General features: G+C 49.7%; 14 protein-coding genes. 7 read left to right on the top strand and 7 right to left on the bottom strand.

The features are described from left to right. Positions 1 to 53 precede the first annotated feature (53 nt). The 4 genes from QMG93_RS08900 to QMG93_RS08885 are packed head-to-tail and all read left to right on the top strand — an operon-like array spanning position 54 to position 5365. Positions 54 to 1343, top strand: a complete 1290-nt coding sequence (locus QMG93_RS08900) for an ABC transporter substrate-binding protein (protein WP_281935550.1) — start codon at positions 54 to 56, stop codon at positions 1341 to 1343. 51 nt (positions 1344 to 1394) lie between these two features. Beyond that, positions 1395 to 2282, top strand: a complete 888-nt coding sequence (locus QMG93_RS08895) for a carbohydrate ABC transporter permease (protein ID WP_281935548.1) — start codon at positions 1395 to 1397, stop codon at positions 2280 to 2282. Continuing rightward, positions 2279 to 3124, top strand: coding sequence for a carbohydrate ABC transporter permease (locus QMG93_RS08890; protein ID WP_281935545.1), 846 nt, complete (start codon positions 2279 to 2281; stop codon positions 3122 to 3124). The genes QMG93_RS08895 and QMG93_RS08890 overlap by 4 nt, the downstream gene beginning before the upstream one ends. 45 nt (positions 3125 to 3169) lie before the next feature. Beyond that, positions 3170 to 5365, top strand: a complete 2196-nt coding sequence (locus QMG93_RS08885) for a discoidin domain-containing protein (RefSeq protein WP_281935543.1) — start codon at positions 3170 to 3172, stop codon at positions 5363 to 5365. Between the two features lie 83 nt (positions 5366 to 5448). On the opposite strand, the gene QMG93_RS08880 is transcribed toward QMG93_RS08885, so the two are convergent. From QMG93_RS08880 to QMG93_RS08850, 7 genes are all read right to left on the bottom strand, one after another. Continuing rightward, positions 5449 to 6564, bottom strand: a complete 1116-nt coding sequence (locus QMG93_RS08880; protein WP_281935541.1) for a Ger(x)C family spore germination protein — start codon at positions 6562 to 6564, stop codon at positions 5449 to 5451. Continuing rightward, entirely contained in the window at positions 6561 to 7664 is a 1104-nt protein-coding gene (locus QMG93_RS08875) for a GerAB/ArcD/ProY family transporter (RefSeq protein ID WP_281935539.1), read from the bottom strand. Before QMG93_RS08875 ends, QMG93_RS08880 begins: the two co-directional genes overlap by 4 nt. Positions 7665 to 7708: 44 nt before the next feature. Continuing rightward, positions 7709 to 8818 carry a Ger(x)C family spore germination protein gene (locus QMG93_RS08870; RefSeq protein ID WP_281935537.1) on the bottom strand — a complete coding sequence of 370 codons (1110 nt, stop codon included), beginning with the start codon at positions 8816 to 8818 and terminating at the stop codon, positions 7709 to 7711. Next, entirely contained in the window at positions 8815 to 9918 is a 1104-nt protein-coding gene (locus tag QMG93_RS08865) for a GerAB/ArcD/ProY family transporter (RefSeq protein WP_281935536.1), read from the bottom strand. Before QMG93_RS08865 ends, QMG93_RS08870 begins: the two co-directional genes overlap by 4 nt. Then, a complete protein-coding gene (locus tag QMG93_RS08860; protein WP_281935534.1) occupies positions 9919 to 11457 on the bottom strand; it encodes a spore germination protein in 1539 nt (512 codons plus the stop codon). Positions 11458 to 11602: 145 nt separating this feature from the next. Then, complete coding sequence (locus QMG93_RS08855; RefSeq protein ID WP_281935532.1) at positions 11603 to 11743, bottom strand: hypothetical protein; 141 nt, start codon at positions 11741 to 11743, stop codon at positions 11603 to 11605. Beyond that, positions 11740 to 12969 (bottom strand): DNA-binding protein, encoded by a 1230-nt coding sequence (locus QMG93_RS08850; RefSeq protein ID WP_281935530.1) that lies wholly within the window; start codon positions 12967 to 12969, stop codon positions 11740 to 11742. The genes QMG93_RS08855 and QMG93_RS08850 overlap by 4 nt, the downstream gene beginning before the upstream one ends. Positions 12970 to 13262: 293 nt before the next feature. Between QMG93_RS08850 and QMG93_RS08845 the strand changes: the two genes are divergently transcribed. From QMG93_RS08845 to QMG93_RS08835, 3 genes are all read left to right on the top strand, one after another. Further along, on the top strand, positions 13263 to 13850 hold the full coding sequence (locus tag QMG93_RS08845; RefSeq protein ID WP_281935528.1) for a hypothetical protein: 588 nt from the start codon (positions 13263 to 13265) through the stop codon (positions 13848 to 13850). Between the two features lie 502 nt (positions 13851 to 14352). Continuing rightward, a complete protein-coding gene (locus tag QMG93_RS08840; protein ID WP_281935525.1) occupies positions 14353 to 14934 on the top strand; it encodes an SMI1/KNR4 family protein in 582 nt (193 codons plus the stop codon). Positions 14935 to 15063: 129 nt separating this feature from the next. Next, entirely contained in the window at positions 15064 to 16302 is a 1239-nt protein-coding gene (locus QMG93_RS08835; protein WP_281935523.1) for an MFS transporter, read from the top strand. The last annotated feature ends 103 nt before the right edge of the window (positions 16303 to 16405 follow it).

Raw genomic sequence — 16405 nt, 5'->3', positions numbered from 1 at the left:
CACCCTTGCTTGCTTTACCATAAAATCATTATCCGTCAAGGGGGAAGCCGCCTATGAAAAAAAAGCTTGCGGCCGTACTGATCGTCTGCGCGGCAGCCGGTCTGCTCGCCGGCTGTGCCGCATCAACAACGCCCGCCGCAACTGCGCCGGAGAAGAAAGAAGATAGCCAGAAAAAAGAAAGCGTTTCCCTAAACGCCATCTTTATGAAGCAGGCGGGCTACAGCGAGGAAGCGATCAAGGAAGCGGTCGACGCATTCATCAAAGCCAATCCCAACATTAAGGTCGAAGCCACTTTTGTGCCATACGAGGCGCTGGAGCAAAAAATTCTCGTCGGCGGAGGAAGCTACGACGTCATGCTGATCGATGCGCCGTGGACCGCCAAATTCGTCAAAGCGAATCTGCTGCTCGATGTGACGGGCAAAGTATCGGACGCCGAGCGCGGCGACATCTTCGAAGGTGCGCTAAGCGCGATGCGCGCCGACGGCAAGCTGTACGGCATGCCGTGGCTTAACGACGTCAAGTATTTGTTCTACAACAAGGAAATGCTGGAGAAAGCGGGAATTGCCGAGGTGCCCAAGACGTGGGACGAACTGATCGCCGCGTCCAAAGCGCTGAAGGAGAAAAAAATCGTCGAGCATCCGATCGTCTGGTCGTGGAAGCAAGCGGAAGCCTTATCCGTAGACTTCACGATGATCGCCGGCTCCTTCGGCGGCGAGTTTGTGAAGGACGGCAAGCCGACGATCCAGACGCCCGAGAACGTCGAAGCGCTCGCGTTTATGCAAAAGTCGATCAAGGACGGCCTGACGAATCCCAGCTCCGTGGAATATTTGGAAGAGGACGTGCGAGGCGTATTTTCCAGCGGCAAAGCCGCCTTCGCCTTGAACTGGACTTACATGTACGACATGGCGAACGACCCGAAGGAGTCGAAGGTCGTAGGCAAGATCGGCATTGCCGCCGTGCCCGGAACGGCCAAAAAGCCGAGCGCCACGACGAACGGAGGCATGGGACTGGCGATCTCCAAGAAAAGCAAGCATCCCGACGAGGCCTGGAAATTCATCCAGTTCCTGTCTTCAAAGGAGTTCCAGAAGAAGCATGCCCAAAGCGCGCTGCCGATCTGGAAATCGCTGTTCAACGACAGCGCCGTCACCGGGACGAATCCGCAGCTGATCGAAGTGTCCAAGAAGCAGTACGAGCATATCGTCAACCGTGCGCAAGTGCCTTGGTACGGCCAATTTTCCACCGAGCTGCAAGTTTCCGTCCACCAGGCGCTGCTCGACAAAGCGACGCCGCAGAAGGCGCTCGACGACCTGCAGGCCAAAGTAATCAAGGATATCGCGAAATAATCCGTAACGGGGCGCTTCGCCGCCCCCTGCCTTGCCAAGGAGAGATGCTTTATGAAAAAAAGAACCGGCGACCAAGCGTTCGGCCTATTCAGCGTCGCTCCTGCCATCGTGCTGGTGTTCGGTATTGTCCTGCTTCCGCTCATCCAAACGCTGCTGTACAGCGTGCAGGACCGGAACCTGACCTCGTCCGGGTCGGGCGAGTTCGTCGGGCTGAGCAATTACGCCTCCGTCCTCGGCAATCCCGACGTCTGGTCGGCCTTCGGACGAACCGCTTATTTCGCCGCCGTCTCCATCGTGGCGGAGCTGCTGCTCGGCACGATGATCGCGCTGCTGCTCAACGAGAAATTCGCCGGCGTCCGCTTTTTGCGCTCCGTCATCATCCTGCCCTGGGCCGTGCCGACCATCGTCAACGGCGCGATGTGGAAATGGATCTACCACCCGGAGTACGGGGCGCTGAACGCTCTGCTGACCCAGTTTCATCTCATCGATGCGTATCGGCCATGGCTCAGCAGCCCTTGGACGGCCATGAACATGGTGATCCTCGCCGACGTGTGGAAAATGACGCCGTTCGTCGCCATCTTCATCCTCGCCTCCCTGCAGCTTACGAACAAAAGCGTCTACGAGGCGGCGAATATCGACGGCGCCGGCCTGCTGCGCAGATTCGCCGTCCTTACGCTGCCGTATCTGAAATCGACGTTCCTGTTCCTGATCGTCATGCGGACGATGGAAACGTTCAAGGTGTTCGACCTGATCTTCGTGCTGACCCAAGGCGGACCCGCTAACGGAACGATGGTCGTCAACTATATGACCTACATCAAAGCGTTCACCAGCCTTCAGTTTTCCGAAGGGGCGACGCTGTCTTACCTGATCGCCGCTTTCATCGCTCTGCTGACGTTCGCTTACGTGAAAGGGTTCGGTACCGGGGAGGCGAAGACATGAAATCGCGCACGCTGACTTTCGTCCAGTATGCGTTCGGACTGGCCGTCGCCTTCTGTACGCTGGCTCCCTTCGCATGGCTGGTGCTGTCCAGCATTTCGTATCAGGTCGATCTGCAGAGCGTCCCACTGCGCTGGATTCCGGAGCGGGTGACGCTTGCGCGGTATAGCGATATTTTCACAAATCCGGACAATGATATGGCTTACGCCTTCCGCATTTCGATGAGGAATAGCTTGATCGTAGCCGCCTTTGTTACCTTGATCGCACTGATCGTGGGAGGCTTGGCCGCTCACGCTTTCGCGAAGTACCGCTTTACCTTCCGACAGCCGCTTATTTACTTATTTTTGTTCACGTACATGATTCCGTCCATCGTAATCGTCATCCCCTTATATATGACGGTGGACCAACTGGGCTTGCTCGATTCCAAAGCGACGCTCGTACTGTTGAATTTGTCGTTCGCGATCCCGTTCGTCATCTGGATTATGCAGAGCTACTTCAAGCAATTGTCCCACGAGTTCTACGAAGCTGCCGCGCTGGACGGGTGTAGCCGGCTGCAAACGCTCCGGCTGGTCGTCGTTCCGATGGTCAGACCCGGCATCGTCGCCACCCTGATCTTCGTGTTCCTGCTGTCCTGGGACGATTTCTTCTTCGGCCTGCTGTTCACCTCCACGCTCGACTCCAAGACGATCTCCGTCGCCATCTCGGAGTTCAGCGGCAAGCATGCGGTCGATTTCGGCATGGTGGCCACCGGCGGCGTCGCCGCTTCCATCCCTCCGCTGCTCATTGCTATCTTCCTGCAGCGCTTTCTCGTTCACGGCATGACGGCCGGAGGGGTCAAGGAGTAACGACCTGCCGTTGTTTACACAACTACAATCAAAGGAGGCTGTTTCATGAGAAAGCGAATCATGATGCTGGTCCTGTGCTGTCTGATGATGCTGTCGGCATTCGCTGCGTCCCCCGCCCCGTCGCACGCCGCGGCCAATGCGATCCGCGTCAATCAGGTTGGCTACGAGAAAACGTATCCGAAAACCGCCGTCGTCGATTGGTCGTCCTCAGGAGCCAAGCCGACATCGTTTGAGCTTATCGATGCGTCCACTTCGCAGTCCGTCTTTCAAGGCGCCATCGCTGCCGCGGATTGGAAAAGCATGACTTCGTGGTACAGCGACCGGGTATTCGCCAAGCTCGATTTCACCGCGTTCCGGACGCCGGGCACATACAAAATCAGGATCGTTCAGGGCAGTACGGTTACGTCTCCGGCCTTCGACATCGACGATGCCCTTCTGTTCAAAAAGACGTTCGGCCCGGCGCTCGATTATTTCTTCAAAAGCCGCAACGCGGGCGCCGTATGGAACGCCGACGCCAAAGCGAAGCTGTTTGGCAGCAATCCCGCCCAAACCCGCGACGTGCGCGGCGGCTGGTATGACGCTTCGGGCGATATCTCCAAATATTTGAGCCATCTCCAGTACACCAACTTTATGACCCCGCAGCAAACGCCGCTGGTCGTTTGGGTAATGACCTACATTCGCGACCGTTACCCGGCGCAGCTCGATGCGATCGGCAAGAAGGCCGCTCTGGAGCAGGAAGCCGCCTTCGGCGCCGATTTTCTCGTCCGCATGAAGGCGAACAATCCGTACTTCTACGTTACCGTGTTCGACAACTGGACGGGCGATTTGTCCAAGCGGTATGTAGCCGCCTACTCCAACAGCACGGGCGACAAGTCGGCCAATTACCAAGCCGCCTTCCGCGAAGGCGGCGGCATGGCGATCGCAGCGCTGGCGGCCAGCTCCAGACTCGGCTTGTCGGGGGAGTTTACCAGCGCCGACTATTTGAACGCAGCCGTCAGCGCCTACGCGCATCTGAAGACGAACAACTCCAGCTATACCGATAACGGGGTCGAGAATATTATCGACGACTACTGCGCCCTGATTGCGGCTACCGAACTGTACAAAGCGACGAACAACCAGACTTACCTGACCGACGCCCGCGCCCGGGCCGCGAGCATTGTGAGCCGACAGCAGACGGAAGGCTGGTATTACGCGGACGGCGGCTCGCGCCCGTACTACCATGCGGCGGAGGCGGGAATGCCCGCGATGGCGCTGGCTCTCTATGCACAGACGGATACAGCGGCTTCGCAGACGGTCAATATCGACTCGATCAAAAATTACATCAACCATCTGATCGCCATTACCGGCGAAGTTCCGAACGGCTTCGGCCTGTCCAGACAAGTAACCAAGCACAACGGCAAGATACGCAAAGATTTCTTCATCCCGCGGCAGAACGAATCGAATTATTGGTGGCAGGGGGAAAATGCGCGGCTGTCGTCCTTGTCGGCCATGTCGCTGATCGGCGGGAAATACGCCTTCGCAGGCAGCGCGAATTTACCGGGCACGTACCGGACCTATTACGCCGATCAATTGGATTGGATTCTCGGGAAAAACCCGTATGGCATCTCGATGCTGCGAGGCTTCGGGACGAATCCCCCGGATTACGGCAGCACGAAATACGGCCATACGGACCTCGACGGCGGAATCAGCAACGGCATCCATTCCAAAAACAACGACGGCTCCGGCATCGACTTCATCCAATCCGGCGGCGAGAGATGGCGCAGCCTGGAACAGTGGATTCCCCACGCCGCCTGGTATATGCTGGCCATTACGTCCATCCTCGACGAGGTGCCTGTCACGCCTCCGCCAACAGGTGGCAATCTGGCGCTCGGCAAACCGGCTGTCGCCAGCTCCGTCGAAGGCCCCGGCTTCGACGCGTCCAAAGCGGTGGACGGCAACAGCAGCACGCGGTGGGCCAGCGTGGAAGGAAAGGATCCGCAATGGATCTACGTCGATCTCGGCTCGTCCCGAGCCGTCAGCAAAGTCAAGCTGAAATGGGAAGGCGCCTACGCATCGGCGTACAAAATTCAAGTGTCGGATAACGCAACCGGTTGGACGGACGTCTATACGACGACAAGCGGCAACGGCGGAACGGACGAAGTCACGTTCGCCTCGCAGAATGCAAGGTATGTCCGGGTACTCGGCACCGCGCGCGGCACGGCCTACGGATATTCGCTGTTCGAATTCGAGGTATATTCATGAAATAACAGACAAACTTTATCTCCCTTGGGCTGCCGGTCCGGCTGCCCGGGGGCGCCTCTCTTCCTCGCAGAGAGCCGCATGAATCACTTGGTTACCCCACCGCTCTTGAGCGTGAGCTTGACCTTAACGTTCACGTCCGCCTTCGCGAACACGTCCGGCCATTGCTGTTGCACTTGTTTATAGTCCTTGTATTGATACGCCCGCGCATAGATGCCGAAGCCGACCGGATCGACCTTCAGGCTCTGGAATTTTTTCACCAGCTCCGAGAATTGCTTGTCCAGTTGCTTTTCAATCGCGGCTTCCATCTCTCTTCCTTTTTTTTCAAAATCGAAAGGAAACAGTCTCTGCGTCACAGCTCCCGACAAATGGATGCCGACATCAAAACGAAACTTCCCTTGATTGTAAGCCGTTTTGATTTTAATCTTCTCGGTACCGGCGTTGAAGCTGACAATATCCGAAGCGAAGACACCGCTCTTCCGCTCGTGCGGGACATGGATATTGAACGGAATTTCATCTACCGTTTGCCGCTGCAGAATGAGCAGCAAGGCGCTTTCCTGCTGATTCAGCGAGCCCTTGTATTTGCCCTTGTTATCCAGCAGCGCCGTGCCCGTTACCTCGAGTTCCTTGCTCAATTTAAGCTCGGAAATGGAAATGGTCATGCCCTTCTCATACTTCTGATCGATCAGCTTTTGAATCGTCGTCCGGACGGTAAAATTTCGCTTGTTATTTTTATCGAGCAGCCTGGTCAGATGAAAAGAAAGACGCGGCTTATCCTTAGGAAAAGTGTGTATCACATCGGATACCGGGCCGTCCACAAGCACAACCTTCGCATTGACGGTCTGCTTCCCGTCCCGGAAAAAGACATCCGTCAAAGGAAACCAATCCGCCTGCTCTGCCAAACGCTTGCCGAGAAGCAGCACTTGCGACTTCCCTCCGACGGTAAGAGCGGTGACAACGGCATCGAATTGGTTTCTGGATACGCGGAGCGTCTTGGACCGGAATTCGTAGGCTTCATTTTTTTTCTTCGCTTCTTTACTGAACACGGGAGCGGCCATATGAACTGTCAAGTGATCTTTCTCGTCCAAGTCGAGGCCTAGCGTTAGACCGAGCGTCAAATCCTCGATATTCGTCTGATCCCAACATCCGGGCAATATCGCTACGCAGACGGCCAATGCTGCTATCCGTACCCATCGCTTCATGTTCCCCTTCGCCTCCGCTGCAGACGATCGTGAAGCCATACGTACACCCACAAAACATAAGGAAACAAATAACCAAAGCATATCCCCATCAAGTTGACAACTTCAATCCACTTATCGGTCTTGTTGAACGACGGCTTAACAAAGAACATGCTGGCGACAAAAAGCAGCATTAACCATTGAAGCAGCTTGCGGTGATCTTCTCTGCCGAACATCCAATTGATCGAGAAAACGGAAAAGTACATTCCCGGCAGCCATGTCGTTGAAATCATAAAGATAAAGAAAGCGAGAAAAAAGATTTCCAGCCGTTCGATAAACCGGAACTCCAACGTTTTGAGCACATTGACCGACGGTTCGTTAAAGTGAGTAATGGTATCCGGACTAAAAAAGACAGTGCAGGTCACGGTAACATGCAAGTAAACGAGCATTGTCAGCGTATTGGCGACAATAATCCCTGTGGAGGCGTATTTTTTCGATTTTAGAAACGGATACAGGAGAAATGCCACTTCAAATCCTAAAAAAGCGAACAGCGTCGGCTTTACCGCCAGCAGGATCGGCTGCAGGCCCTCTTTAAACAAAGGAAGTATGTACAGCAAATTGCCTTCTCTCAAGGAGAGGAGGTAGAAAAAGGGCATCCATAAGGTGATATAAAAAATAAGCTCCGAATAGCGGCCTAACACGCGAACGCCTCCCCGGGCAATCAAATACGACGGGACGACGAAAAGAATCAACATGACGAAATCAGGCGTTTTCGGTAAAATCCACGACCTGACGAACAACGCTCCCCTCACCATAATGGTATAGGAAAAGAAAGCGAAATACAGCGCGGTAAAGACCGCTGCCGATTGTCCCGCCCACTTCCCCACGTAGCGCTTCAGCAGATCAAAAAGCGTTCCGTCCGGGTGCCGCTTCATCACTTCGACAATCATTAGACTGGAGCATGTGGCGATGACAAAACCGATAACGATGGCGATCCACCCGTCGGTTCCCGCACGTTCAGCCAATTCACGGGGGAGTTGAAGCAGACCGATACCCAATTGAATACCGGCGATCAGAAAAATATATTGCATCAATGTGATATCATTAAACGCATACTTTTTCATTCGTCACCACTCGCTTTACGGATTGAACATGCTCCGGGTATAGTTCATTTGACCGGCCCCATATCGGTAATTTCCGTTTTCACGGAAAGCTTCACGTCGGCCTTGGCGAATGCTTCGCCCCAATGCTCCTGCACTTTCTTGTACGCTTGGTATTCATAAGCGCGGGCGTGTAGCCCGAGACCGATCGGATCGATCTGATGCTTTTGAAAACTGCTGATTATATGTTCGATTTGCCGCTTCAACTGCTCCTCAATAGCCTTCTGCAGCTTCTCTCCCCCTTTTCTGACGTCAAACGGGAATAACTTCTCCGACAAAGCAATAGACATTTTGACATCGATATCGAATTGAAACCTGTCTTGGACGTACTTGGTTTTAATTTTCGTCTTGGCGCTTTTGACCCGAAAGGTGATCGTGCTTCGGCGGACCGGTCCCCGTTCGTCCTCTCCCGGAATTTGAACGGAAAGGTTCATTTCCTTCCCGCGCTCCTGCAAAATAAGCAGCAACGTGCTCTCCTGCAAGTTGAGCAGTTCCGCATACTTCCCACGCTCATTCAGCACGGCCGTTCCTTTCACCTCAACAGCCTTGCCCATCTTAACTTCACTGATCGAAGGCGTCACCCCTTTCTCATACATTTGCCGGTGCAGCTCCTGCAGTGTCGTTTTCACGGTGATGCCCCTCCGGCTGGCCGTATCGATCAATCTGGTCATATGCAGGGGCAGCCGCGGCTTGTCAATCGGGTAAAAGTTAATGACTTCCGCAACCGGGCCGTCCACAGCGACAACTCTGGCGTTCACGGAATACTTGGCGTCCCGGTATACGACATCGAACAGCCGAAACCAATCGGGATGCTGCAAGATGCGTTTGCCTACCAGCATAACCTGCACCTTTCCCCGAATGGTCAGCCCGGTCGTCATCGCATCGAACCCCGTCATCGATTGGCGGAGCGTTTCCGTCTTGCGGCCGAACTCTTCATTTTTCTTCTTCGCTTCCTTGTTAAACACAGGGCTGGACAAGTAATACACCATATGGTTATCTTGGTCCAGATCCATGCCGAGCATTAAGCCAAGCGTCAACTCCTCGACATTAATCTTATCGCTGCTACAGCCGGTCACAAGCAGAATAACCAGCAGTCCGAGCGAAAGCCATCGTTTCATGCCAGTTTCCTCCGAGCAGAACGAGTTTTCATCCAAAGCAGAAACCATAAGACGAAAGGCAGGACAAAGCAAAGATAGAGCGCAATGTTGCCGAAAATCTTCTGAGACTTATCGCTCTGGGGAAATGTCGGAACAAAGAAAACGACATAAGCGACAACAACTGCCGCCAAGACCAGAAAGTGTGCGCGGTAAGCCTTCGTGCCGAACAACCAGTTCGAGCAAAAAATGGTAAAGTACATCATCGGCATCAATGTGGTCGACAGAATAAACAGGTAATATGCAAGGAAAACAATTTCCATCCGCTCGACAAACCGGAGCTCCGTTACCTTCAGCACGCTAAGTGTCGGTTCGTTGTACCGCGTAATTTCGTCCGGACTGAAGAAAACAAAGCAGATGAGAGTAACCCCCAGATAAACGATCATAGTGAGGATATTAGCGACAATCATTCCTTTGGAAGCATACTGTTTCTTTTGCAAGAAGGGATAGAGGAAAAACGCCGTTTCAAATCCAAGGAAAGACACGATCGTCGTCAGGGATGTCTCCAAGATGTTTTTCCAGCTTTCCTTCAGTACGGGAAGGAGATGAAGCCAATGGTGGCTGACCGACAAAGGAAACAGGTAAAAGAACGGAAGCCACAACGACATATAAAATGCCAGTTCCGCATACCTGCCCAAAATGCGCACGCCTCCCAGAACAATGAGGTAGCTCGGAATCAGAATCAACACCATGATCGTCGCATCCGGGGTCTGCGGTAAAATCCACAGCTTCAAAAACAGTACGGCCCGGACAACGACAATAAAGAAAAAGAAAAAGAAGTATGCGCAAAAAACGAGCGCCCCAAGCTTCCCTGCCCAGCGGCCGAAATGATGGGACAGGAGCTCCAATAGCGTTCCTTCCGGATAATATCTCATGACCCGGATGATCACCAGACTGACAGTAAGGGCAACCAGCCAGCCGATGACCAAGGATATCCATCCGTCGGTTCCGGCCTTCTCCGCCAGCAGACGGGGGAGCTGGAGCACGCCGATCCCGATCTGCATCCCGTGAATCGCCAAAATATATTGCATCAGCGTGATCTCGTTAAACGCATACTTCTTCATTCAGCCGTCACCTTTCGGATGGTTGTCGCCCATTCTTTGCGAATTAACGGCCCGCGAGCTCTTGGGACGCGTCTTCATGCGCCATAAGGGCAACCGAACGAACGTATCTTTCATATCCGCGAACCGCATCGGAGCGATCGGATTGCCGTAAGGCGTGCCCAGCGATTCCAGTGAAATCAAGTGTCCGATCAAGGTCATCATGCCGATTACCATGCCCACAATCCCAAACATCGCGGCAATGATCATCATCGGGAACCGAATCAGCCGGACGCCGGAAGCCATATCGTAATTCGGGATAATAAACGAAGCGATCGCCGTGGAAGCGACCACGATAACCATAATGTTGCTGACGATTCCCGCGGATACGGCCGCTTGCCCGATCACGATACCCCCGACGATTCCGACCGTTTGTCCGACCGGTGCCGGAAGCCGTACCCCCGCTTCGCGCATCATTTCCAACGTAATTTCCATAAGCAGTGCTTCGACAAGCGGAGGAAACGGAACGCGCGCCCGGGATTCTCCGATCGACAACAACAACTGCAGCGGAATGACCTCGTAATTAAAGGAAATGACGGCGATATAGAGCGCCGGCAAAAAGACGGCTACGGTAAAGCCCATAAATCTCAGCAAACGTGTAAAGGATGCGACCATCCAGCGCGTACTGTAATCGTCCACACTTTGAAAAAACGATGTAAACGTCGCAGGGCCGATCAGTACGCTGGGCGAACGATCGACGATGACGACAAATCTCCCTTGCAGCAATTGGGCGGCAGCCGAATCCGGGCGTTCGGTGGCGATAAACTGCGGGAAAGGCGAGTACGGGTTGTCTTCGATCAATTCCGCCAATTCCCCCGTGTTAATAATGGCATCAATGTCCGACTGTTGAATGCGGTCTTCGATTTCCTTCAACACTTCGGGATGAACGATATCAGCCATATATAAGATGGATACGAGGGTGTTCCCTCGGCGGCCAATCGTCAGCTCCTTAATTTTCAGTTCGCGGTTCGGGATGTAACGGCGGATCAACGCGATGTTCTGGCTGCTGGTTTCGACAAAGCCTTGATGCGCACCCTTAAGCGATGCCTCGAGCTGCGGGTCTTCGATCGACCGCTGCGGCCACCCCTGCGTATTGAAAACAACCGCATCGTTGCGGCCATCCTCGAATAAAATGCTGACGCCCTGCAGCATGGCCATTTCGAGATCGGACCACAGACTTATGGTCCGGACATTCCCGACGTTCACCCGGGGTAAATTGCCCGGGGCATCCGAATCCGCTTCGAATTGAAGCGGGCGCAGCACATCTTTGTTAAGGGCGTTTTTGTCCGTGAGCCCGTCCAAATAAGCAATGGCCGCCTGATTGCCCGTCTGTTTGATCACGAAATGACGTACGACCAAATCGGGCGTCTGACTGAACAGCTCATGCAAATCGGCTATATTTTGCGCTAATACGGAGCTGATCGGGGTATTCAGCTTATGGTTCGCCTGCGCTTGCGCCGCAAAGCTCTTCTTTCCTCGAATCCAATTATGCAAAAAAGCCATGGCGATCATCCTGTGTGTTAGAGAGAATAAGTTACACGTTAGGATGCGGTTTCCATGGCAAAGTTATACGTGTGCTGCGGTGTAGTAAAATGAAAAAAGTCCCTAACCAGTTCGCTTACTGGCCGGGACTCATTTTTTCTGGTGTTTAGCCCCCGACTCCATGATCGTCCAGGGCAGACATTTGCGGTACAGGTGGATTTTGAGACGTTACGGGTGGTTGTGGTACTAAATTAATTCCGCTCAAAAAAACAAGACCCATCACCAATGAAAAAATTACTTTCTTCATAAATCAACCGCTCCTTCAAAAATGTTATGAAAATCCATTCTTTGAGTTGAGGAAGCATGGTCAATAAACTTCCAGAACAATGAGACGCTTTTTTCAAAGCCAGAATAATACTGGATTTTCCGAGCAAATTGCAGAGCATGTAAAAGTTCATCAATTCCAGCTTGCCTACGATTTTTCTTGAAACTAATTTTTGCTTTCATGTACCAAAAATGAAATAATTGGGTTCCGTGAATATGCGTGATACTAGAATTGATATCAGGGAGTTTCACAGACAATTTTTCCAGAATTTCATCGACAGAAAAATTAAATTTGCATGCTGCTTTAGCAACATGCATGGCCCCAGAAACATATTCATTTGGATGCTCTTCGATATAGGTCAGATACTCCGGGATGACAGTTTCATTTCCCGTACTCACCTCAAGAGCATACATGTTCCCTTTACCCCAAACCCTGAACTTCTCAACCTCCTTTTGACCAGTCTCGTCAAGGAATTGAAACCCTCCAAGATCGGAATACCCTAAAACATACTCTTTCGCTTCCCCGTACTGATCCTGTTTCGCCAAGGCAACACCCTTCAAAAGGTAGCCTTGACCATAATATACCACTAAATGCCGTTGTGTTCTAAGGAAATTGTAAGGTTTACCATTTTTTAATTGTTCCTCGTATATTTTGGTTGCCAGTTCCCTAAGCTCGTCAGCATATCGCTCGACTTTTTTCCAATCCTCGAAGGTGTAGTAAACATTCGCCATTTGCAAAAGTGCATCGAGCCGGACATCCTCCGGCAGATACTTGTAATGACCCTCGAAGCGAAAAACAGCCTCCCTGTTCTCTTCTACACCAGTCCCAATGAGCGATTGAAACAATCGGAACTGACTCATGATATACTGCGGTTCGTAACCGTTACCATTTTCGACAACATGACGATAAAGCGGTACGGCTTCATATTTCTTTCCTTGTTCAAATAGGCTTTCTGCCAGTGCAAATTGTTCCGAAATGCTGAGATTATCGCTTGTAAAGCATTCCTTTAGATACATCTCATAAAGCCAACCGGGTGGGCGCCCGAAAAGGGATGCTATCTTTTCGAGTTGGTCTATGGTGACAGACCGGGGGTAATCCAGTTGATCAATACGGATTCCTGCAAGCTCGCTAAATTGTAAAGGAGTATAACCATGGTGTTGTATTTCAATTTCTACAACAGTTCTTAGACTTTGAACGGTCGATACCATTACCAATCTCCTCCACTTCAATATACCCATAATATTACATCGGCCAAATAAAAATGTAAATAAAATACTATAATTAGGAATTACATGTAATTTTTCAGGACTTTTAAATAGGCAGATTGGCACAAAAATAGGTCTTAACATATAATGGGTTTTTATGGTACTTTGTGGTTGGACAACCTAACCGGCCGATGAGATGTCCAAATTATCCCAAAGGGGGGGGGGGCAGATAGGTTTTAGTAACAATTGTTTCGTTTCTTGTTTGCAAAAAAATCAATAGAGGAGTGACATTTCCAATGGGTATTAAGAAAATTGGGAAATACTTATTACCTGCTATCCTGAGCTTGTCTTTCGTTCTCTCAAGTGTGCTTCCTGCCGCTGCGGCTGATTCAACATCAGCTAAAAACAATGCTGTTCTGCTGGATAACACTGAGAAAAAGGAAATTCGAATTTCTCACAAATTTTCGGTTGTCTATGACAAAGATAAGGCAGTTAAGGTAATCGAAGGTGATAACGTCGGCAAAAGTCATGCTTCGAATAAGAATGCGGACCAATTAGCCAACGAATTAAGCGCATCCTTCTTGAAGCCCAACGATGTCATCACCTACTCTGAATCCGGAAAAGAGCACAGCGTATACAATCTGAAAAATGTTGGACAATCAAACACAGAATTTTCAACTATTGATCCTTCTGCGGGAGTCAGTGGAGGCAGACTCGGTAGTGGCGTCTCAGTGGCGTACTATTCAGCGGATTTTGTTATCACAGGAAATACAAGCCCGTATTTGGAGATTGCACTAACTGCCGTGGAAGGTAGTCTGCCTGCTACTGTTGGGGGCAGCTTTCATTATCAAGAGGGCCGAATAAATACGGGAGCTATACGGTAACAGATGTATTAAACTATAATTGGCTATATCCATTTGTAGGAAAATCGGAAAGGAAATATGTTAGCGCGAATAATACAAGCTTTTACTGGTATCAGTCGTCTAATTTTGCAATTTGGAGAAATCCTGACGGAAGCACGGCTGGCTATGCCACAGATGGAAATCAGACGACCGAAATACTGCTCAATAAAATCGGGGTACTGTATCCTTTTTGGTACGGTATAGATGTAAACGGGTATTTAAACGCTTTTCCTCCCGATACTACAACTTACTCCAGAGTATCGTCTGATGTTGTTGAAGCTTTGAGAAAAACATTTAATAATACGGTGAAGGGACAGTATAAAGATTATTATGACAAACGATACGGATACGTAAATTGGCAGGCGGGTATTGAGATACATCATATCAGACCTTTGAATTTTGGAGGCGATAACTCTTTTGATAATTTAATTCCTTTGTACGCAGATAAACATTATCAATTCTCAAATTGGTGGGCTTATTATCAATGAACAAAATTGTATATCTGACCTTGAAAAGCTTAAAGGCTCGTTTGGCGAAACAACCGATCCTTTGGATTCAAAGAGAATCGGGTTATGTTATTCCTTGCACATGCTCTTTGTATAAAGGCGCTACGCCAGATCAAATCTACGGCTTTGTAAAAGAGACAGACTTTTTCTTGCCAACGAGTTACATCGATTTCTTGAAAATGCACGATGGCGCTATATTGTTTCAAGATCAGTCCGAGTATGTTGATACTCCATGGTATATTTTTGGCTTGGAGGAAATTATGGAATACTCGGAACAAAACGAACTCCCTCCTAACCTGTATGCCATTGCGAAGTATGACCAAACCATTATTTTTATTGATTCGTTGCGGGTCAAAGAAGGAAGGGAAGACTACTTATTCGAAGGCTCAATTCTAAACCTTGCGGATGAATTTAAAGCAATTGATCTTAATTTCGAATTATGGTTTGAAAGACTTATTGTTTCCCAGGGTGCTTTTTTCTGGTATTGGAACAACTATTCACTAAAAAACTATCAGCCAGAAGAGATTTCACTAGATGAACTTAATGAAATGGAAGAATAGTACCGTCTGAAAGAGTTGTGAAGTAGAAGGCACACCGGAAGGGTTTCCTTCCGGTGTGTTATTTATGTTATAATTTACATATAAATACAAACGCAGGCAAATTTATGAAAGAGGGAAATGGACTAATTTATGATTAAGAGGTCATTTTATCTTTTATGGGGAAGTCAAACAATTTCAAACGTTGCAGACATCATTTACTTAATGACAGTAATTTCTTTTGTCTTTGGAAACACACATTCATTGTTGTCCACCGTAATTGTACCTTTGATGCGATATCTTTCACAGATCGTAAGCGGTTTAGTTTTTCCGTTAGTGGTTTCCAGGTTCAGATTGGTAAAGATACTGGTATTCGCTCAATTAGCGCAATTCTCAATCTTCTCATGCTTAATGATTTATTATTTTTTAACGGAATCAATCCCCTTGGCCCTCCTGTTTTTGCTGATTTTTTGTATTTCATTTTTCGATGGCTGGGTTAAGCCTTGCAGAAATTCCATAATTCCTCGACTAGCCACCAAAGAGGCATTGATAAAAGTAAATGGGTTGGTATCCACAACCGATCAGATCATTAAATGTTCTAGTTGGGCTTTCAGCGGTGTTTTGGTGATTATGCTTGGAACATTTAATTCCATGATTATCGTTTTAGCATCATTGTTTATCGCTACAATACTTGCTTCTCTGGTCAAGGACAATAGCGATCAAGAAAAAAAATCATATAATAAAGAGTCAAAATGGGAGCAAGCTGCGGAAGGATGGAAGACATCTTTTCGTAACAAGCGAATAAGAACTATCTTTATAGTTGATGCAATAGATACAATTGGCGGAACAGCTTGGCTTGGTGCCTTTGTGCTTGCGTTTTGCGTTCAGGTTCTTAACAAAGATGAGAGTTGGTGGGGATTGGCAAATGGATCTTTCTTTGCGGGATCTATTATAGGTGGGTTGCTTGTGGTTTCAGTTTCGAATTACTTTAATAATAAAAAATTCCCCTTAATGTTATGGGGTCTGGCGATTTATGCGGCCATAGCAGGAGCATTCGCATTTAATGGAAACCCTTTTGTAGCAATAGCTCTGATGTTTATAATGGGTCCACCCCTACAAGTAACGGCAGTAATTAGGAGAACTTTGTTACAAGAAAACGCTGAAAAAGATAAGCTGCCGAAGGTCATGGCTTGTCTTGAGGTAACGAACAATGTGTTTTTCAGTGTTTCATTGCTTTCTCTTGGATGGGTGGCCGATACTTTCGGCATTCAGACTATATATGTCATTGCTTCTCTGGTAACTTTAGGGTCAGTGGCGATCGGGATATTCGCCAGATCCAACTTCGCAGAACAAATAACTAAAATTCTTCAAAGCGAAGCTGTCCGGCACTAGCAAACAAAATACATAATACATATGGAATGCATTATTTTGTCTGAAAAAGTTGAAAAGCACCCCCGCCAGCCTAGCTGATGGGGGTTTGATTATTGTGCCAGCC

Source organism: Paenibacillus tyrphae (genome assembly GCF_027925525.1).
GTDB lineage: Bacteria > Bacillota > Bacilli > Paenibacillales > NBRC-103111 > Paenibacillus_G > Paenibacillus_G tyrfis_B.
The sequence above is the reverse complement of the archived record's forward strand: the minus strand, read 5'-3'. Positions and strand labels throughout refer to the sequence as shown.